This window comes from Streptosporangium sp. CA-115845, from assembly GCF_050943795.1.
Lineage (GTDB): Bacteria > Actinomycetota > Actinomycetes > Streptosporangiales > Streptosporangiaceae > Streptosporangium.
On sequence record NZ_CP191988.1, the window covers coordinates 307,581 to 325,907 of the forward strand.

The 18,327-nt window shown below is 69.4% G+C and carries 15 protein-coding genes; 9 read left to right on the forward strand and 6 right to left on the reverse strand.

What is annotated here, in order from left to right:
* Nucleotides 1–67: 67 nt before the first annotated feature.
* The 4 genes from ACQP0P_RS03465 (at nucleotide 68) to ACQP0P_RS03480 (ending at nucleotide 7,836) form a co-directional block, all read left to right on the forward strand.
* A complete protein-coding gene (locus ACQP0P_RS03465; RefSeq protein ID WP_433370739.1) occupies nucleotides 68–4,183 on the forward strand; it encodes a glycosylhydrolase-like jelly roll fold domain-containing protein in 4,116 nt (1,371 codons plus the stop codon).
* Nucleotides 4,184–4,586: 403 nt separating this feature from the next.
* Nucleotides 4,587–5,738, forward strand: coding sequence for a sensor histidine kinase (locus tag ACQP0P_RS03470; protein WP_433370742.1), 1,152 nt, complete (start codon nucleotides 4,587–4,589; stop codon nucleotides 5,736–5,738).
* Nucleotides 5,739–5,756: 18 nt separating this feature from the next.
* Complete coding sequence (locus tag ACQP0P_RS03475; RefSeq protein ID WP_433370745.1) at nucleotides 5,757–6,470, forward strand: response regulator; 714 nt, start codon at nucleotides 5,757–5,759, stop codon at nucleotides 6,468–6,470.
* A 184-nt stretch (nucleotides 6,471–6,654) separates the two neighbouring features.
* Nucleotides 6,655–7,836 carry an alpha/beta hydrolase family protein gene (locus ACQP0P_RS03480; protein WP_433370748.1) on the forward strand — a complete coding sequence of 394 codons (1,182 nt, stop codon included), beginning with the start codon at nucleotides 6,655–6,657 and terminating at the stop codon, nucleotides 7,834–7,836.
* Nucleotides 7,837–7,862: 26 nt separating this feature from the next.
* Here ACQP0P_RS03480 and ACQP0P_RS03485 read toward each other — a convergent pair whose 3' ends face one another.
* On the reverse strand, nucleotides 7,863–8,699 hold the full coding sequence (locus ACQP0P_RS03485) for a DUF4277 domain-containing protein (RefSeq protein ID WP_433370750.1): 837 nt from the start codon (nucleotides 8,697–8,699) through the stop codon (nucleotides 7,863–7,865).
* 420 nt (nucleotides 8,700–9,119) lie between these two features.
* On the opposite strand from ACQP0P_RS03485, the gene ACQP0P_RS03490 reads away from it, so the two are divergent.
* Nucleotides 9,120–10,271 carry a leucine-rich repeat domain-containing protein gene (locus tag ACQP0P_RS03490; RefSeq protein WP_433370753.1) on the forward strand — a complete coding sequence of 384 codons (1,152 nt, stop codon included), beginning with the start codon at nucleotides 9,120–9,122 and terminating at the stop codon, nucleotides 10,269–10,271.
* A 474-nt stretch (nucleotides 10,272–10,745) separates the two neighbouring features.
* Entirely contained in the window at nucleotides 10,746–11,558 is an 813-nt protein-coding gene (locus tag ACQP0P_RS03495) for an SDR family NAD(P)-dependent oxidoreductase (protein ID WP_433370755.1), read from the forward strand.
* A 47-nt stretch (nucleotides 11,559–11,605) separates the two neighbouring features.
* Here the strand turns inward: ACQP0P_RS03495 and ACQP0P_RS03500 are convergent, their stop codons facing one another.
* The 4 genes from ACQP0P_RS03500 to ACQP0P_RS03515 form a co-directional block, all read right to left on the reverse strand.
* Nucleotides 11,606–12,067, reverse strand: coding sequence for an NUDIX hydrolase (locus ACQP0P_RS03500; RefSeq protein WP_433370758.1), 462 nt, complete (start codon nucleotides 12,065–12,067; stop codon nucleotides 11,606–11,608).
* Between the two features lie 185 nt (nucleotides 12,068–12,252).
* Nucleotides 12,253–12,783 carry a hypothetical protein gene (locus ACQP0P_RS03505; protein ID WP_433370760.1) on the reverse strand — a complete coding sequence of 177 codons (531 nt, stop codon included), beginning with the start codon at nucleotides 12,781–12,783 and terminating at the stop codon, nucleotides 12,253–12,255.
* 270 nt (nucleotides 12,784–13,053) lie between these two features.
* Nucleotides 13,054–14,901 carry an APC family permease gene (locus ACQP0P_RS03510; RefSeq protein ID WP_433370763.1) on the reverse strand — a complete coding sequence of 616 codons (1,848 nt, stop codon included), beginning with the start codon at nucleotides 14,899–14,901 and terminating at the stop codon, nucleotides 13,054–13,056.
* A gap of 30 nt (nucleotides 14,902–14,931) precedes the next feature.
* Complete coding sequence (locus ACQP0P_RS03515) at nucleotides 14,932–16,167, reverse strand: ammonium transporter (protein ID WP_433370766.1); 1,236 nt, start codon at nucleotides 16,165–16,167, stop codon at nucleotides 14,932–14,934.
* Nucleotides 16,168–16,496: 329 nt separating this feature from the next.
* Between ACQP0P_RS03515 and ACQP0P_RS03520 the strand changes: the two genes are divergently transcribed.
* Together ACQP0P_RS03520 and ACQP0P_RS03525 are read left to right on the forward strand one after the other, a co-directional pair.
* The gene (locus tag ACQP0P_RS03520) at nucleotides 16,497–17,399 is read left to right on the forward strand and encodes an urea transporter (RefSeq protein WP_433370769.1); all 903 of its coding nucleotides are present in this window, start codon (nucleotides 16,497–16,499) and stop codon (nucleotides 17,397–17,399) included.
* A gap of 21 nt (nucleotides 17,400–17,420) precedes the next feature.
* Nucleotides 17,421–17,729, forward strand: a complete 309-nt coding sequence (locus tag ACQP0P_RS03525) for an urease subunit gamma (protein ID WP_433370772.1) — start codon at nucleotides 17,421–17,423, stop codon at nucleotides 17,727–17,729.
* Here ACQP0P_RS03525 and ACQP0P_RS03530 read toward each other — a convergent pair.
* Nucleotides 17,705–17,848 carry a hypothetical protein gene (locus ACQP0P_RS03530; RefSeq protein ID WP_433370774.1) on the reverse strand — a complete coding sequence of 48 codons (144 nt, stop codon included), beginning with the start codon at nucleotides 17,846–17,848 and terminating at the stop codon, nucleotides 17,705–17,707. The two genes, ACQP0P_RS03525 and ACQP0P_RS03530, sit on opposite strands and share 25 nt — an antisense overlap.
* Before the next feature lie 43 nt (nucleotides 17,849–17,891).
* Between ACQP0P_RS03530 and ACQP0P_RS03535 the strand changes: the two genes are divergently transcribed.
* Entirely contained in the window at nucleotides 17,892–18,326 is a 435-nt protein-coding gene (locus ACQP0P_RS03535; protein WP_433370777.1) for an urease subunit beta, read from the forward strand.
* Nucleotide 18,327: the final 1 nt, after the last annotated feature.

Consider the following 18,327-nt stretch of genomic DNA (forward strand, 5'->3'; position numbering starts at 1 on the left):
ACACGATCAGCTCCCCCCATCGGACTAGGAGTTACGACATGAAGTCCTTCATCCCAGAAGTCGCGATATGAGGTTCTTGACCGCGCGAGTCGCCACCACGGCGCTCGCCATACTGTGCTCACTCGCCGTCGTCACGTCCCCGCGGTCGGAAGCGGTCGCAGAACCGGCGCCGAAAGGCATGGACGCAGCCCGGTTCGCCGACCCACGCCCGGACAGCCGGCCGACCGTGCTGTGGTTCTGGAACGGCACCGTGACGCCGGCGCTGGTCGACCGGCAGCTCGGCGAGCTGCGGGCGCAGGGCGTGTACGAGGCGATCGTGTTCCCGTTCGACACCACCGCGCTGAAGCCGACGTTCTTCAGCGAGGAGTGGTTCGCCATCGTCGAACACACGCTGCGGGAGGCGCAGCGCACCGGCATGCACCTATGGCTGTTCAACGACGACTTCTTCCCCAGCGGCCGGGGCGGCGGGCTGGTCGTCAACGGGGGCAAGGTCGGTGACCGCACCTACGAGCCGCATCCCGAGCTGCGCCCGAAGGGGCTCAGCCGTACCACCAGGACGGTCACCGGCCCGGCGCAGGTCGACTTCGCCGCGAACACCACCGGGCTGGACGTGAGCGGCGGCCGGCTCGTGGCCGACGGAAGGGCGTTGGCCGGCGCGACGGTGCTGAAGGCGGGAGCGGAGTGGACCGATTACACGGTTACCGCCCACACCCGTCTGGAGCGCGGGGCGGGCGGCATCATCGTCCGCGCCACCGACGACCGGAACGGCTACCTGGTCGACACTCGTCGCGACGACGGCGGGGTGGACATCTGGCGCCAGCAGGACGGGGCGTTCACGCTGCTGAGCCAATCCGGCAGCGTGCCCGGCTGGGATCCGGCCGCCGAGCACGAGATCAAGGTTGTGGTCTCCAGTAACACCATCACCCCGTACGTGGACGGGCAGGCCCGTCCATCGGTCACCGACGGCATGTTCCCGCGTGGCACGGCCGGGTTCCGCGCGGTCTCCGATCAGCGCGCGACGTACGACGACCTCACCGTCACCGCGCCCGATGGCCGGTCGCTGTACGGGCAGACGTTCGACGACACGGCAGCCCTCGGGGACTTCTCGCCCCGCAAGACCGCCGCGAAGGCCGTCTCCGCGGTGGCGCGCCCGGCCGGCTCGACCGACGTCGGCAAGCTTGTCGACCTGACGGACCATGTGACCTCCGGCCGGACCTGGCAGGCGCCCGCGGGGCAGTGGCAGGTCGACACGTTCGCCGCGACACCGCTGGCCGACGACAACTCCTGGTCGTTCCGCCGTAACTACCTCGACCTGCTGGACGACGACGCCGTGGCGCGCATGCTCGACGCGGTGCCCGGCGAGTACCACCGGCGGTTCCCGTGGGCGTTCGGCACCGTGCTGCGCGGCTTCTTCGACGACGAGCCGTTCATCGCCTCGGCCGACGCGCATTTCCAGCAGAAGCCATGGTCGCCGAGCCTGCACGCCGCACTGAAGAACGTCGGCAGCACGCCGGGCGTAGCGTACGCGGCGGTCTTCGACGACCTGGGCCGGGACGGGCGGACCGAGCGGGGCCGGTACTGGCGGGCTGTCTCCGACCGCTTCGGCGAGGCGTACTACGCGCAACAGGCGCGCTGGATGGCCGACCACGGCGTCGCCTATGTCTCCAACCCGCTGTGGGACGAGCACGGCCCCGCCGAGCAGGTCGCGAGCACCGGCGACATGCACAAGGCGAACCAGTGGGCCCAGGTGCCCGGCACGGACGTCGTGTTCGACCAGTACACCGCCGGCGGGCGCACGATGCTCCCCCGGTACGCGGCGAGCGCCGCCCACCAGAACGGGCAGGAGCGGGTGCTGCTGGAGGCGTTCGGCGCGATGGGCTGGCAGGTCTCTCCTCAGTTCTCGCGGGCGCTGCTAGGCGCGTTCGCCGCCCGGGGGATCAACCTGACCGTGCTGCACGCGATGTGGACCGATGAGAACAACGTCGTCTACCCGCCGCCGTTCAGCTCCGGCAACCCGTGGTGGCGCACCGCGAAGCCGCTCAACGACTGGATCGGCAGGGTCATGGAGGTCGCCCGCGGTCGTGCCGTCGCGCCGACCGCCCTCATCCAACCGCAGCGCGCCGCCGAGTCCTGGCAGGGCACGCCCACCCAGGACGCGATCGATCGGGACTTCACCGCCGCGGCGTACGCCCTGGAGGACGCGCAGGTCGACTTCGACCTGCTCGACGAGGGCGCGCTCTCCGGTGACAAGGCGATCCGGGCGCACGCCCGGGCGAAGGGCGGACAGCTGCGGGTGGGAAAGCAGTCGTACCGGGTGGCCGTGCTCCCGCAGGCTCCCACCCTGGATCTGGCGACGGCGCGGACGCTGGCGAAGTTCGTCCGGTCCGGCGGCACGCTGGTCGCGATCGGCGACCTGTCGGCGGAGGAGGCCGGCGGACGCGACGCCGAGCTTCGGGACGCGCTGGCGTCGCTGTTCGGGAACGGCAAGGCGCCGGCCGAGCACCGGTACGGCGCCGGGCACACCATCCGCCTGACCGCGCCGGCGGGGATCGGGAAGGTGGCCCGTTCGGCGGGCGTCGCCGCGGCCGTGCTCGAACCGGAGCAGCGGGCGGTGCGGGTGCTGCGCCTGGAGACCGGCGCGGACAAGGCGTTCCTGGTCACAAACGAGAGCGAGGCGGTGGTTCGTACAACTGCGACGTTCGCCGCGAAGGGCACCCCGGAGCTCTGGCGACCGGAGTCCGGCCGGACCGCGATCGCCACCACGTTCCGGAATGGGCTCGGCGGGCAGGACACCGCCGTACCGTTGGAGCTTCAGCCGTACGAAACCCTTGTGGTGACCTTCCGGTCCGCGGCGCCGCCGCCGGCCGCTGTGCCGCACTTGGTCTCCGGCGACATCACCGCAGCCGCCGTGCGCGCCGTTGAAGCCGGCAAGCTGCGGGTCGACGCGGTGCTCGACGCGCCGGGCGGCCACCGGCTGGTCGGTACGTCGGGGGGGCGGCTGTTCAGCGGCACCATCGCGACCGACGACCCGCTCACCCCTGTCGCAGTCGACGGTGACTGGTCGGTGCGGCTGGACAAGCCCGGCGCCGAGCCGCGGAACCGGCCGCTCGGGTCGTGGACGGCGATCGATCCGTCCTACTCCGGCGCGGCGACCTACTCGCGGACCGTGGACCTGGACCAGGCGACCCTGGACGGGCGCCGGTTGGTCCTCGACCTGGGCGACGTCCGAGACGTCGCGGAGGTCACAGTGAACGGGCAGGCGTTCGACCCGCTGCTGTGGAAGCCCTACCGTCAGGACGTCACCTCCGCGCTGCGCGCCGGACGGAACGACATCCAGGTGCGCGTCACCAACACGCTCGCCAACCGGCACGGAGACCACCGTCCCGCCGGGCTGCTCGGCCCGGTGACACTGCGGCCTCAGCGGGCCGTCTCCGCCGAACTCGCGCCGGTGGGTGGCGAGCCGGTTTACGAGGTCGGCATGCCGGTCGCGGCCGGCGTGTCGCCCGGTCAGTCCCGGGAGCTGCAGGTGCGGGTGCGCCGCTTCGGCGAGGGTAAGGGCACCGCGCAGGTCGCGTTCGCCGCGAGCGGCGGGCTGACCGTTACCCCGGCTCGGACCGACGTGAAGCTCGGCAGCGACGGCGAGGCGGTAGTCCCCGTCACGCTGACCGCTCCCGTGGACGCGACGGTGCCAGGCACCGGCACGCTCACCGTCACGGTCGGCGCCGAACGGCGGGAGGTGCCGGTGAGTGTCAACCTGGCGACCCGGCTCGGCCATGCCGGCGCATCGTCCGCCCACAGCTCCTTCCGGCCCGAGGGCGCGATCGACGGGGATCGCAGCTCGGACGGGTGGGGGCAGGGGAACGGCTGGAACGACGCGACTCAGGGCACGTTTCCCGACACGCTGACCGTCGACTTCGCCGCGTCGGCGCCGATAGGGCGGGTCGACCTGTACACCATCGACTCCGCGGCGTACCCCGCGAAGGACTGGGGCATCCGTGATGCCGACGTGCAGTTGCTGATCGGCGGCGAGTGGCGCACGGTCGCCGAAATCCGCGGCAACACCGAAGGCCTGGTGCGCCGGACTTTCGAGCCGGTCACCGCAAGCGCGCTGCGCGTGGTGGTGCGGTCCGCGAACGACGGCGCCTATTCCCGAATCGTCGAACTGGAGGCACACCCGCGATGACACCTCGTACCGGACGCGGCGCCGGTTGCTCACGGTGGCCGTGCTTTCGCGAGGCCTGTCCGGACACCCTCGCCGACTCCCCTGAGGTCTTCAGGTAGATGGTGACCCCGCCGGCTGCCGGGTCTGTGGCCGGCGGGGAACTCGGCGATTTCGATTCTGGTTGCTTAATGTGGGTTCCCCGTTCGGGCGTACGAGGGGTGCCGGAGCGGTGAAAGCCCAAGGCTGTTGTGGACGGGTACGGAGGCGCCAGTGGTCATAAGAACGTGGAGCCGGAAGCGCGGGTGGTGACACCGGGTCAGCCCAGGACCGTACGGCACGGCTCATCCCGGCGGATGAACTCCGCCCAGGAGATGACGTACTTCGGGACGATCCCTTCGATGAGCTGCGCCTATAGCGTTGCTCCGTGTCCGAGTCGCGTCCGCTGATCGCTCGGCGGCTGCGTCCCGGCCACTGGGTGGCCCTGGACGCCGCCGCCGCGGTGCTGCTCGGCGCGGGCTTTTCCGCCGCGGCGCTGTTACAGGGCAGGGCCGTGACGGTGCCGTTGCTCCTCGCCTCCTGGCTGCCTCTCGCCGTGCGCAGGAGGTGGCCCGGCCCGGTGTTCTACTGGGCGCTCGCCGCCGCGACACTCGCCGGGCTCGCCGGTGAGAGCGAGTCGTACCTGGTCGTGGCGGTGGCGCTGCACATGGTGGCGCTCTCGGAACCTCGGCGGCCCGCGGTCGTCGCGCTCGTCGTCTCCCTGCTGGTAGTGGCGGCCGTGGGCTCCCGGCAATCGTCATGGGCACAGGCGTTGTCGCTGACCGCGTTCGCGTGGCTGCTGCTCGGCCTGTCCTGGACCGTGGGCATGGCCGTACGCGAGCAGCGGGCGCACGCCGCTCGCGCGATCCGGCAATCGGCACGCCAGGCCGTGACGGACGAGCGGTTGCGGATCGCCCGCGAGCTGCACGACGTCGTCGCGCACAGCCTGAGCGTGATCACCGTCAGGGCGGCCATCGCCAACCACGTCGCGGAGACTCATCCCGAGGAGGCGCGGCGCGCGCTCGCTCTGATCGAGGAGACCGGCCACGCCGCCCTCGCCGACATGCGCCTCGTGCTCGGCACGCTGCGCCCCGCCCCCACCTCCACCCACCGCGACGGGGGAACCGGCGGGATCGGTTCCGCTCCGGGGCTGGCCGGCATCCCGGCCCTGGCCGCCGGAGCGCGGGCGGCCGGAGTCGCGGTCGACCTCCGCGTCGACCTGGAGCCGACCGTCTCCGAAGGCGTGGGGCCGGCGGTTTACCGGATCGTTCAGGAGGCGCTGACCAATGTGATCAAGCACGCTGCCCCGACTCGCTGCCAGGTCACGGTCGCGCCCGGAGAGCCCGGCGAGGTGATGGTCGTGGTCAGTGACGAGGGCCCGTCCGGCCCTCGCTCCCTGGCACCGCCCGCTGGGAGTGGCGGTCAGGGCCTGGCCGGGATGCGGGAAAGGGCCGCCCTGTACGGCGGGACGCTGTCGGCCGGTCCGCGACCAGGGTACGGGTTCGTCGTGGAGGCGCGTCTGCCCGTCCCGGCACCTTGAGCAAGAGGAGATCACCTGATGGGCGCGATCACGAACGAAGGCGCACGACCCGGCGGCGGAGCGTCCAGAGTGCTCGTGGCCGACGACCAGCATCTGCTTCGCACCGGGTTCCGGCTGCTCATCGAGAGCGCCCCGGACCTGGCGGCGGTCGGTGAGGCGGGCACCGGGCGCGACGCCGTCGACCTGGCCAGGCGGCTACGGCCGGACATCGTCCTGATGGACGTGCGCATGCCCGACCTCGACGGCCTGGAGGCGACCAGGAGGATCCGCACCGACCCCGTCACCGCCGATGTGAAGGTCCTCATCCTCACCACCTTCGACCTCGACGAGTACGTCTACGCCGCGCTCCGCGCCGGAGCCAGCGGCTTCCTGCTCAAGGACACCCGTCCGGGCGATCTGCTCGCCGCCCTGCGCGTGATCGCCGCCGGCGAGGCACTGCTGGCGCCCACGGTGACCAGGCGGTTGATCGCCGAGTTCTCCCGCCATACGCCCGACGACCCCGGGGCGCCGAACGTCGACCTCGGCCGGATCACCGCTCGCGAGCGCGAGGTGCTGTTGCTGATCGCCCGTGGTCTCACCAACACCGAGATCGCCGTACGGCTGGGCGTCGGCCTGGCCACGGTCAAAACGCACATCCGCCGCCTGATGGCCAAACTCGACGCCCATGACCGTGCCCACCTCGTCATCGCCGCGTACGAGAGCGGGCTGGTCAGTGCATCGAGCGGCCGCTGACCACTGCGGGATGCGCGGACCTCGTCCCACTGCTCCGATCACGGCACGCGGTTATCCGCCCAAGGACGTAGTGCCGCGGGCTGATCTCTCCCGATGGCCGAGCACCGCCGTCCTGTCTCGGGCTGACCCGAAGTCCATGCCGCGGGCCGAGGTCAGGGGCCAAGCCGTACGGAACCGTAGAAGCATGATCAGAACAAGAGTCGCGGTCTTCGTCGCCGCGCTGCTCACGCTTTCCGTAACCGCGACCGCGGGCGCCTCCGTGGTGGCCGACACCGAACCGGTGAGATTCACCCTGCCGAAACCCTCCGGACCGTACAAGATCGGCACGGTCTCGCTGCATCTGGTCGACGAGTCGAGGAGGGAGCCGTGGGTGGGCGCCCCACAAAAGCGCGAGCTGATGGTCAGCCTGTGGTACCCGGCACGCGACGTGCGTAAGCGCCCTCTCGCCCCGTGGATGCCACGCGCCGCCGCCGACCGCTACCTCGGCTCCCTGGGACTGGCACCCGGCAGCGTGACGTTCGGCCGGACCAGCGGCCACGAGGGGGCACCCGTCGACCGGCGTCTCGGCCGGCTACCGGTCGTGCTGTACTCCCCGGGCGCCAACGCCTCACGGTCCTTCGGCACCGGTGTGGTGGAGGACCTGGCCAGCCACGGGTATGCGGTGGTCACGATAGACCACACCTATGACGCGGCCGTGGTGGAGTTCCCCGGTGGCCGGGTCACCGTGAACCCCGACGGGGAGCTCACCGACTTCGACAAGGCCGCGAAGGTACGCGCCGACGACACCCGGTTCGTGCTGAACCAGCTGGCCGCGCTCCAGGCCGGCGGTAATCCCGACGCGGACCGCAAGAAGCTCCCCACGGGGCTGCGCGGTGCCCTCGACCTGCGGCGGATCGGCATGTTCGGCCACTCTCTGGGCGGAGCGGCCACCTCGTCCGCCATGTACGCCGACCAGCGCATCAAAGCCGGGATGGGCCTGGACGGAGCCGCGCTGGGGCCGGTCGTCGACGGCGGGCTGAACCGGCCGTACCTCGTCGTGGACACGCCAGGAAAGGGCGGCATGGCCACCAACCCCCAGTTGCGGAAATTCTGGTCGAACCTGCGCGGCTGGCGGCTCAACCTGACCCTGAACGGAGCCGCGCACAACTCCTTCGGCGATGACGCGCTCATCCTGCCCCTGGTCGCGCCACTGCTGAAACTGTCCAACCAGGAACTCCGGGAACTGGTGGGCACCATTCCGGCCGCGAGAGCGCTGGCCTTCCAGCGCGCCTATCCCCGGGCCTTCTTCGACCTGCACCTGCGCCACCGCGGTCATCTGCTGGACGGTCCCTCCAGGCGTTTCCCCGAGGTGAGACATACCCGCTAGTCCCGTTTTCCGCACGTGGCCGATTGTCAGCGGAGATCTCGCGGGTCCACGTCCAGTAAATCGAGGAGATGGGCCTGAACGGGTGTGGGCTGAGGGATGACGGGAGGGGACTGGCCGGTCCCGGGGATGATCCGCAGACCGGTCAGCGCCTCGAAGATCAACCGTCCGGTGGGGACGGCGGGCCTGCCCGCGTACAAGCCGTCGACCTTGGTGCTCCCGTGCAGGGCAAGGGCTCGCCGGACTTGGCGTTCGCGGCTGATCACCGCGATCCGGGCGGTGACTTTGTCGAGGTCGGGGTAGTGCCTGCTGCCCAGGCCGCGTTGGAGCCGCTCCAGGTCATCGCGGGCCCGATCGAGCCCCGCTTGGATCTGCTTCAGATCCGGGCGGCGATCTTTGGGATGGCCGAACCTCGGCGCCGCATATCCCTGTTCGGCCTGCTCATAAGCTCCGTGCAGGGAGATCGAGGTCATGTCCCAGTGCATGCGGGAGGCCTCGACGCCGAACGCCTCGATCGCGGTCGGTCCGACCGATCCGGTGAGGTGATCCAGGTGCGGGGCGATCGCGTCCAGCGCTCGGCCGATCCGGTCGTCGTTGAGCAGGTCGGCCTCGATGCCGAAGGCCTCGCCCACCGCCCAGGCCTGAGCCCGGTCGGCCACGTGGACCAGCGGCGCCGGAGAGGTCAGCCGGTTGGCGACCAGCACCTCGATGACTTGGCCGTGGGTGAGTTCGGCCAGGTCACCCACGGGGCAGAGGGCATCGACCACATCGGCGATCCTCAACTTCCGGCAGAAATCCGCCACCACCGGCAGCGCCCCGAGCGTCTTTTCCACACTCGGGACACCGAACTGCGCGCGTTGTCTCACGACCGCATGTCGTACCGGTTCCGAGCCGCTCGAGCAGGTCAACGACTCAGCCGAACCCCACCCACCCCAACGTGCGGAAAACGGGGCTAGTGGCAGGCGCGGTGTGAAGAGGCGTCGGCGCCGTCCGTCCGGGTCGGGGTGGACCGCCGGTGATGTGATTGCTCCTCCGGAATGAGTAACCCCGGGATGCCTTTCCTCCCGCGCCCCAACACCGCGCCGAACCGTGGCTTTTGCGGGCTTCGCAGTGCTGAGACCTCAAGCACGCGCCGGTCGGGCGCGGCCCGCGCCTGGTCCGCGCGGAGCGCGAAGGGTTCGGTGCGGCTCGGAAAGACGGACACAAGCCGTCCGCAAGTGCCGGTCCCTAGGCTTTCCGCCGGTGAGCCGCTCGGGTCACCCCGACCTCGGAAAGGGGATCTCTCAATGGCGGTCAAGAACGGTCCGAAGGCCGCCCTGATCCGGATCAACAGGTGCGGGCGGGAAGGGGCGCCCACGCTCAGCCTGAACGGGCTGAAGCTGACGGAGTTGCCCGAGCGGATGAGAGACTTGACGCATCTTCGCGAGCTCGACCTGGCCTTCAACGAGCTGACCGAGCTTCCCGAGTGGCTGGGTGACCTCACCGGCCTCACCCGGCTCCGCCTGTCGTACAACAACCTCGTCGGGCTCCCCGAGCGGCTGGTGAACCTGACCGCTCTTGCCGAACTCGACCTCGGCCACAACAAGCCGGCTCGGATTCCCGAGTGGCTTGGCGAGTTGTCCGCTCTCACCGACCTCTCCCTGTTCGACCTCCGGCTGACCGAGCTTCCCGACTCCTTGCGAAAGCTCACCGCCCTCACCAGGCTCTCCCTGGGCGGCAGCTGGCAGCCGTTTGACATTCCCGACTGGGTGGGCGACCTCACCGCGCTCACCTCGTTCGGCGTGACGCACTGCCGGCCGCCCGTCGGCCTTCCCGAGTCACTGGGCAATCTCACCGCGCTCACCGAGCTCCGCCTCGGTTACAACCACATGGAGGAGGTTCCCGACTGGCTCGGCAACCTCACCGCGCTCACCGAGTTGGAGCTGCAAACCAACCGGCTGACCAGCCTGCCGGAGTCGATGCGCGCCCTCACCGCGCTTACCGGGCTCGAACTGCAGGACAACCTGCTGACCGAGCTTCCCGAGTGGCTGGGCGACCTCACCGCGCTCACCAGGATCTGCCTGTGGGACAACCGGCTGACCAGCCTGCCGAAGTCGATCGGTAACCTCACCGGTGTCCCCTGGCTCTACCTGTGGGACAACGAACTGGCCGAACTCCCCGGGTCGCTGGGCGACCTCACCGGCCTGACCCGGCTTGATCTGCGCGGCAACCGGCTGACCGAGCTTCCCGAGCCGCTGCGGAACCTCACCGCGCTGACCGAGCTCGACCTGCGCGGCAACCGGCTGGCGGAGGTCCCCGAATGGCTCCCGGACCTCACCGCGCTGACCACCCTCCGCCTCGACGGTAACGACCCGCGGCCCACGGTCCCGGCCTCCCTGCGCCTGCTCGCCCGGACCTCGCCGCAGTGGCGCCGCTTCCTGGCGAGCCGCAACCGCTGACCGTCCGTTCCCTCCCCCGCAGGTCGCCGTAAGGACGTACCCGCTGAGCGAGGTTTCCGAGGCCCTCCGGTATCTGGAGAAGGGGCACGCGCGCGACAAGGTCGTCATCACCGTGTGAGACGTGACCAGCGGGGCACGCCTTTCAACGCACCGTCGCCCCTGCCACAAGGCCTGTCAGCGCCGACCGGTGCTCGACGTGATCGCGGGATCTCCGAACTGGATTCCAGTGTCCGGGGATGCTCTTCGTCGTTCTCCGCACACGCTCGGGGGAATCAGCGCCACGATCAATCGAAGGGCTGATAACCGGCTGGTCGTGAGTACGTTCTGTTATGCTCCGGTGTACTCAGGGTAGTGATGCGGCCGGCTGGTCGTGGGAGGTGACCGGGTGCCGATGACCGTCGGCTTCTACGCGATGACGGCGATGGCGCTGAACATCTTCGGCGTCGAGATCGACCCCGGCCTGGCGGGTGCCTCGTGACCGGCCGGCTGGAGGGGTACGCCGCGATCATCACCGGGGCCGGACAGATCCCCGGCCAGATGATCGGGAACGGCAGGGCGACGGCGCTGATCTTCGCCCGGGAGGGCGCCAGACTCGTCCTCATCGACCGTGACCTGGACTCGATGCTGGTCACGGCGGGACTGGTCGAGGAGCAGGGCGGAACCGCGGTCACCGTCCAGGGGGACGTGTCGGTGGCCGACGACTGGTTGACCGCGGTCGCCACCTGCGTCGAGAGCTTCGGCCGCCTCGACGTGGTGCACCACAACGTGGGCGTGGCCATCGGCGACGGCTCTCCCACCTCCGTCGAGCCCGACGACTGGGCGCGGAACATGATGATCAACTCTGGCAGCATCCTGCTGATGGCCCGGGCGGTGCTCCCCGTGATGCGGGCCGCCGAGCGTGGTGTGATCACCAACATCTCCTCCATCGCGGCCATCGCCGGAAACCCCTCTCCCGGCAATCCGCCCATCACCTACAAGATGTCCAAGGCGGCCATGAACGCCGCGACCCAGCAGATGGCCCTGGAGAACGCCCGCTACGGAATCCGGGTCAACGCCATCATGCCGGGCCTCATCGACACCCCGATCGGCGTCGACCTGGGCGCGGAGTACGGCGTGGACAAGGAGGAGTACGAGGCCCGCCGTCACCAGCGGGTCCCGCTCAAGGGTGGCATGGGTACGGCATGGGACATCGCCAACGCGGCCCTCTTCCTGGCTTCGGAGGAGGCCCGCTTCATCACCGGCGTCCTGCTCCCGGTCGACGGAGGCCAGAGCGCCAGGATCGGCTGAGACCCTTTTTGACCGCCTGGCTCATCGCTGACGCTCCTGCGGAAAGCTCACGGCCGGGAAAGCGCTGCCAGCATGGTGTCGAGGATCTGCACGCGGCCGGGGAGTTCCTGCCCGTGCCACCAGACGATGTCCTCGATCTCGTCGTCGGGAGTGAACGCGCCGTGCGGCGCGGCTTCGTCGGCCAGGTAGAGGGCCGCGTACTCGGTGCGTCGTTCGGGTCCGAGGACGTACTCGGCGTACCCGGAGAAGGTCAGCCGGGTGATGTGGAAGCCGCTCTCCTCGTGGAGTTCACGTACGGCGGCCTGGCGTGGCGTCTCTCCCGCATCGATCATTCCACCCGGTAGTTCCCACTCCTGGCGGTAGCGGTTGAACACCAGAAGCAACCGGCCGCGAGACCACAGGGCGACCAGGGCGAGAGGGAGCGGGGCGTCGCCGGGAGGCACGGCCTCGGTGCCGCGGTGAAAGGCGGTCAGCTCGTTTCCGGCGTCGTCGACCGCGAGAGGAGTCAATTGCCGGCCTCCGTTCTTCTCCTGTTTCACGGGTTCGGCCTGCTCGGCTCTACCTCGCACAGTGTGGGTGCGCTCCCGCCGGAGGTGGCGGGCGCCATGCGGCCATGGTCCGCATGACGCCCGCCACCGTCAATGACGAGGGGTTTCCGGCCGGGCCGCTTCCCCGGGAAGCGGCCCGTCGTCCGTTAGCGGGGTCGGGGCGGCCATGGCTGCGGGTACGGAGGCCGTGGCTGCGGGTACGGAGGCCGCCACGGGACCGGGTACGAGTTCGGGTACGGAGGCCGCCAGCCTGGGTACGGGGGCCGCCAGCCCGGGTACGGCGGGTGCCAGCCCGGGTACGGCGGGACCGGGTACGAGTTCGGGTACGGAGGCCGCCAGCCTGGGTACGGGGGCCGCCAGCCCGGGTACGGCGGGTGCCAGCCCGGGTAGTACGGCTGGCCGACGGTGCCGGAGATGGGCACGCAGTCGTACTGCGGGCACGGCGTGGTGAAGCACTGCTTGGGAGAGGGCACGCAGACGCGGCCTGGGCCGCAGTTGACCGCCGCGCACGGCGATCCCGGGTCGCACTTCCCGGCCTTCTGCGCGGCCGGCGCGGCGGCGACGGCCGCCTGTGCGGCCGGAGCGGTGGACACCCCGTCCGCCCAGGCCGTGGTCGTGGCGGCTGGTGATCCGGTCGCCGTGACCAGGGCCAGCGCCAGGATTAGTTTTCGAAGCATTTTTCCCCCAGATGTCATGATCGGTTCTGCCTCTCTGGCGATGCTCGCACCGGCCATTCCTGCTGAGGGCAAAGCGACCATCAGAAAGTCGGCTGGCTTGCGGAGGATTAGGTATTGCTTCTGAGCGGCCGGCATTTTCGCCTGAAATATCATGTCAACTCGGGCGGCCCAACTGCCGAGTGTGACACTTAAATCAGCTTATGGCGTGATACTCAAATCGGCCTATAGGTAACGCGTAGCATAAAAGGCCACTTCAACCACCGATGTCGTCTATATGCTGATTCGGAAGGGCAGCAGGCAGACGAGCACATCCGTGTGCTCCCGTAGCGTGACCATCAGGAAAAGGTCACGCTGGTTGTGCAGCAACCGGTGGCGGAAGTGCCGTGGTTCGACGGTGGGAATGAGCACGGCGACCCATTTTCCGCTGTCGGCGACCTGCCGGATGTAGTCGAGAACGGGACGGACCACGGTGTGCTGCGGGCTGTCGAGGATCTCAAGACGGACCCCCGGATCCCACAGGTTCCACCGCGTCCGCAGGTCGTCCACCCCCTCCTCGGTGAAACACACCGCGACGACCACCACCTCGCCACCGAGGGCCAGGCCCGCGCTGACGGCCCGTTCCGTCTTGGTGGTGATGTCCGAGACCGGGATGACGACCACTTTCCCGGCCTCGGCGACCGCCGCGGGCCGGGTGGGTTTGGCAGGTGTCCGCCCGAGCCCGAGCTGCTTTTCGACCGCGGTGTAGTAGCACTCGACGCGGGCGAACAGCAGCATGAGCAGCGGGATGGCGATGACGACCACCCAGGCGCCCTCCAGGAACTTGGTGGTGAGCAGCACCAGGGTGGCGACGGCGGTCAGCAGGGCACCGGTGCCGTTGAGCAGCGTCCTGCCGAGCCGGTGGGGCGGGCGCCGGGTCGTCCAGTGCCTGACCAGGCCGACCTGGCTGATCGTGAAGCCGATGAACACCCCGATGGCGAACATCGGGATCAGCCTGTGGGTCCGCGCGTCCACCGCGATCAGTATCACGGCGGCCGCCACCGCCACGGCCACGACGCCGTACCTGTGGACGGGACGTTCGGTGCGCAGCGCGAACAGGTGGGGCAGGCGGTTGTCGCGGGCCAGCAGGCTCAGCAGGACCGGCAGGCCGCCGAAGCTGGTGTTGGCGGCCAGTGCCAGGGCGAGCGTGACCACGAGGTTGGTCGCGTAGTACGCCCAGCTCGTTCCGTAGGCGCCGGCGGTCAGCTGGGCGAGGATGGTGACGTCCTGCCGGGGCTGTACCCGGTCGCGGTGGATGAGCAGCGCCAGTCCGATCAGCATCACCCCGAGCAGCGCGCCGAGCAGTAGTTCGGTCCGTTGTGCCCGCGCGACCCGAGGCTCGCGGAACATGGGCACGCCGTTGGCGATGGCCTCGACGCCGGTCAGCGCGGAGCACCCGGAGGAGAACGCCTTGAGGATCAGCAGCACTCCCAGCGCGTCGGTCACCGGGACGTGCACGGGCGTCCCCACCACGGCCGCCGGATGGGAGCGGGCCAGCCCCAGCACCACGACGCCGAGGATGCTCACCACGAACAGCGCGGTGGGCAGCATCAGCACCCGCGCGCTGTCGGCGATGCCGTACAGGTTCACCACGGTCAGCAGGGCCAGTCCCAGCAGGCAGATCGCCAGGAGATGCGGGGCCAGGACGGGGAAGGCCGAGGCGAGGCTGGCGGCACCGGCCGCGAGGCTGACCGCCACGGTGAGCACGTAGTCGACGATGAGCGCCGCGGCGGCCAGCAGGCTCACCCGTTCGCCGAGATCGTTCTTGGCCACCGCGTAGGAGCCGCCGCCGTTCGGATACGCGGCGATCACCTGGCAGTAGGAGATCACCAGCACCGTGAGCAGCCCGACGATGGCCAGGGTGATCGGCAGCGTGTAACCGATCGCGGCGCCACCGGCGGCGACCAGGATGAGCGCGATCGCCTCCGGCCCGTAGGCGACCGAGCTGAGAGCGTCGAGCGACAACGCGGCCAGCCCCTGCAGGCTGGTCAGATGATGCCTTTCGCCCTCACCGTGGCGCAGCTGGGGCCTGACGCGCCAGCTGACGTGAACAGGGCGGTCCGATCGGCGGTGCGGGGTCATGGCGGCGACTCGTCATGGTGGCCGCCGGGCTCACCCCTCGGCAAAGCCCACGTCCGAGCCGGCGCGCTGCTCCTCCTCGGTCGCTCGCATCCGGAACAGCTTGTCGACCACCTTCCCGATGATGAACGTGACGATGAAGCTGTACAGGCCGACGGCCAGGACACCGACCAGCTGCTTGCCCAGCAGCGCGATCGAACCGCCGTAGAAGAGGCCGGGGGTTCCGACGAGCTCGCCGGTGGCGAAGAACCCGAGCAGCAGGATGCCGGTGATGCCGCCGGCCCCGTGGAGGCCGGTCACGTCCAGCGTGTCGTCGTAGCCGAGGACCAGCTTCATCTCGACCGCGTACGTACACACGATGGCGGCGACGATGCCGACGACGAGCGCGCCCTCGACGTTGACGAACGCGCAGGACGGGGTGATGGCCACCAGTCCGGCCAGGACGCCGTTGGCCGAGCCCATCCTGGTCAGGTGCCGGAAGCGGATCCACTCCACCAGCCGCCAGGTCAGCATCCCCGCACAGCCCGCGATCATCGTGCTGAGGAACGCCCGGGCGGCCAGCGGGCCGTCGGTCAGCGCGGAGCCCGCGTTGAAACCGAACCAGCCGAACCAGAGCAGGGCCAGGCCGAGCAGGACCAGGGGGATGTTGGCGGGCTGCGGGGCGTCCTTGCGCCGGAAGGCGACACCCGGCCCGAGCACCAGCGCGAGTGCCAGCCCGGAGATGCCCGAGTTCAGCTCGACGACCAGCCCGCCGGCGAAGTCCAGCACGCCCCATTGCTTGAGCCAGCCGGTGTCGGAGAACACCCAGTGCGCGACCGGCGCGTAGACCAGGGTCATCCACAGGACGCCGAAGAGCATCCACGGGCCGAACCGGGTCCGTCCCGCGATCGAGCCGCTGATCAGCGCGACCGTGATGATGGCGAAGGTCAGCTGGAACAGCGCGAAGACGTACGCGGGGATCTGCTGGTGCAGCGTCTCGGGGGTGATGTTCGCGAACCGGAAATCGCTCCAGCCGATGAGCCCGGCGCCACCGAGGTCCCTCCCGAAGGCCAACCCGTATCCGTAGGCGAACCAGATGACGGTCACCAGGCTGATCGAGATGAAACTCATGTAAAGCGTGGTCAGCAGATTCTTGGAACGGACCATGCCGCCATAAAAGAAGGCCAGCCCCGGAGTCATCAGCAGCACCATCGCGGTGCTGGTCAGCATCCAGGCCGAATCACCGGTGTTCAGCCCGCTTGATATCCAGACGCTCGTTCCGACTGACATTATGGGCCCCTTCGTCTTGTTTGCTCCTTCGGCTCTTTTCACGCCTGCCGACAGAGATGCCCTAGCTCACATGGTTGGCGTCTAAGTCGGGAGTTAACCTCAGCACCTTTGATATTTGACCGAATGCTGGCCTTGGTTGATTTTTGCCGGTTCGGCACATGGAAAGTAGTGCTGTGTGCCCACATCGTGGATTCATCTTTGATGGCCGTCCATGGGCAGGACGCGTGTCAGTGGCGGGAAGGACGACGTTTATGACATCGGCGTTTCCGCCGTCGGGCTCACCCGGAGGTGAGCACCCTGTCGGGGGGCGCCGCGCGCTGGAGTACCTGTTGACGATCCCCCGGGGGGTCGCGCAGGTCGATCTCCAGCCCAATTACTGGACGGGCCTGATCTTCATCGTCGCGTTGTTCGCCGGCGGCTGGCGGTTCGGCGTCTTCGGCCTGCTGGGCACGCTCGTCGCCACGGCCACCGCGTACCTGCTCGGCGTCACCTGGGACCGGGTCTCGGTGGGCCTGGAGGGTTTCTGCGGCACGCTGATCGGCGTCAGCCTGGTGCTCTACCTGGAAGCCCGGTGGATGACCGTGCTCCTGGTCGTCGCCGGGGCGATCGCCGGGAGCGTGCTCACCTCGGCGCTGAACGTGCTGCTCACCCCGTACAACCTGCCGACCTTCACCGCGCCCTTCTGTGTGGTCACCAGCGTGATGGTGATCGGCGGGCCGTCCTTCAACCGGATCTGGGCCGAGCACGCGCGCTCGGCCCCGCCGTCGGCCACCGCTCCGGGCACCGCGATGAGCTGGCACGACTTCTGGCGGGGCACGCTCAGCGGCATCGGCCAGGTGTTCTTCCAGAACCAGTGGTACGTCGGCCTGATCTTCCTGATCGGGCTGTTCGTGGCCGGCTGGGTGACCGGGCTGGTGGCGCTCCTGGCCAGCCTGGTCGGCCTGCTCACCGGCTGGGCGCTGGGCGCGCAGGCCGCCGATCTCGGGGCCGGCCTGTACGGCTACAACGCCGTGCTGACCGGGCTCGCGCTGTGGGGCACGTTCATGCTGGTGAACCGGGTGAGCGCGGTCTACGCGGTGATCGGCGTGGTGTCCGCGGCGGCGCTGACCGCCGGTATCGGCAACCTGTTCGCCGTCACCGGCGGCCACACCCTCACCTGGCCGTTCGTCCTGGTGACCTGGGTGTTCCTGGCGGCCATCCCGATGTTCACGAAAATCCAGCGCGCCGGATAGCCGTGCGGAGAAAGGATCCCGATGAATCTCACACCACGCGAGATGGACAAGTTGCTCATTTTCCTCGTCGCCCAGCTGGCCGAGCAGCGCCGCAAGCGCGGGCTGAAGCTGAACTACGGCGAGACGGTGGCGCTGATCAGCTCGGCGATCGTGGAGGCGGCACGGGACGGCAAGACGGTCGCCGAGTGCATGGAGCTGGGCAAGCAGGTGGTCGGGCCCGACGACGTGCTGCCGGGCGTACGCGGGATGCTGAAGCTGATACAGGTCGAGGCCGTCTTCGACGACGGCACCAAGCTGGTCTCCTGTCACGATCCCGTCGGCGGGAAGTGATGCCCGGGGAACGCGTGCTCCCGCGGCTCGGCGGACCGCCGGCCGCGGCGGCCGGACATCGCCACGACCACGACGGTGACCACGACGGTGACCACGACGGTGACCACGACGACCATCACCACGGCTTCCGGGCGGTGGCGAACCTGAGGGGGGCGACATCCCATGTCGGATGACGACGTCTACATCTACGGCGAGGGACAGATCGAGCTGAACGCCGGTCAGCCCAGGGTGAAGCTGACCGTGCACAACACCGGTGACCGGGCCGTCCAGGTGGGCTCGCACTTCCATTTCTTCGAGGCCAACCGCGCGCTGAGGTTTGACCGCGACAAGGCGTTCGGCAAGCGCCTTGACATCCCGGCCGGCACCGCCGTCCGGTTCGAACCCGGAGACACCAAGGAGGTAAAGCTGGTCGAGTACGGCGGGGGCCTGCGGATCGTCGGCTTCGGTGGACTGCTCAACGGAAGCGTCCGCTCGCACGAGGCGCATCGCGAGGCACTGAAAAGAATGCGCGAACGCGGTTATCTCGACGAGCCGGGCAGGTCCGCGGCGGCTTCGTCGAAGAAGAACGGCTCCTCAGGCTCCGCGAAGAAGGGCTGAA

Excerpts from the sequence above, each read along its gene's own strand:
- ACQP0P_RS03515 (WP_433370766.1), bottom strand. The coding sequence starts at position 16,167 with ATGTCAGTCGGAACGAGCGTCTGGATATCAAGCGGGCTGAACACCGGT.
- ACQP0P_RS03465 (WP_433370739.1), top strand. The coding sequence starts at position 68 with ATGAGGTTCTTGACCGCGCGAGTCGCCACCACGGCGCTCGCCATACTG.
- ACQP0P_RS03475 (WP_433370745.1), top strand. The coding sequence starts at position 5,757 with ATGGGCGCGATCACGAACGAAGGCGCACGACCCGGCGGCGGAGCGTCC.
- ACQP0P_RS03535 (WP_433370777.1), top strand. The coding sequence starts at position 17,892 with ATGTCGGATGACGACGTCTACATCTACGGCGAGGGACAGATCGAGCTG.
- ACQP0P_RS03525 (WP_433370772.1), top strand. The coding sequence starts at position 17,421 with ATGAATCTCACACCACGCGAGATGGACAAGTTGCTCATTTTCCTCGTC.
- ACQP0P_RS03480 (WP_433370748.1), top strand. The coding sequence starts at position 6,655 with ATGATCAGAACAAGAGTCGCGGTCTTCGTCGCCGCGCTGCTCACGCTT.
- ACQP0P_RS03510 (WP_433370763.1), bottom strand. The coding sequence starts at position 14,901 with ATGACCCCGCACCGCCGATCGGACCGCCCTGTTCACGTCAGCTGGCGC.
- ACQP0P_RS03505 (WP_433370760.1), bottom strand. The coding sequence starts at position 12,783 with ATGCTTCGAAAACTAATCCTGGCGCTGGCCCTGGTCACGGCGACCGGA.
- ACQP0P_RS03490 (WP_433370753.1), top strand. The coding sequence starts at position 9,120 with ATGGCGGTCAAGAACGGTCCGAAGGCCGCCCTGATCCGGATCAACAGG.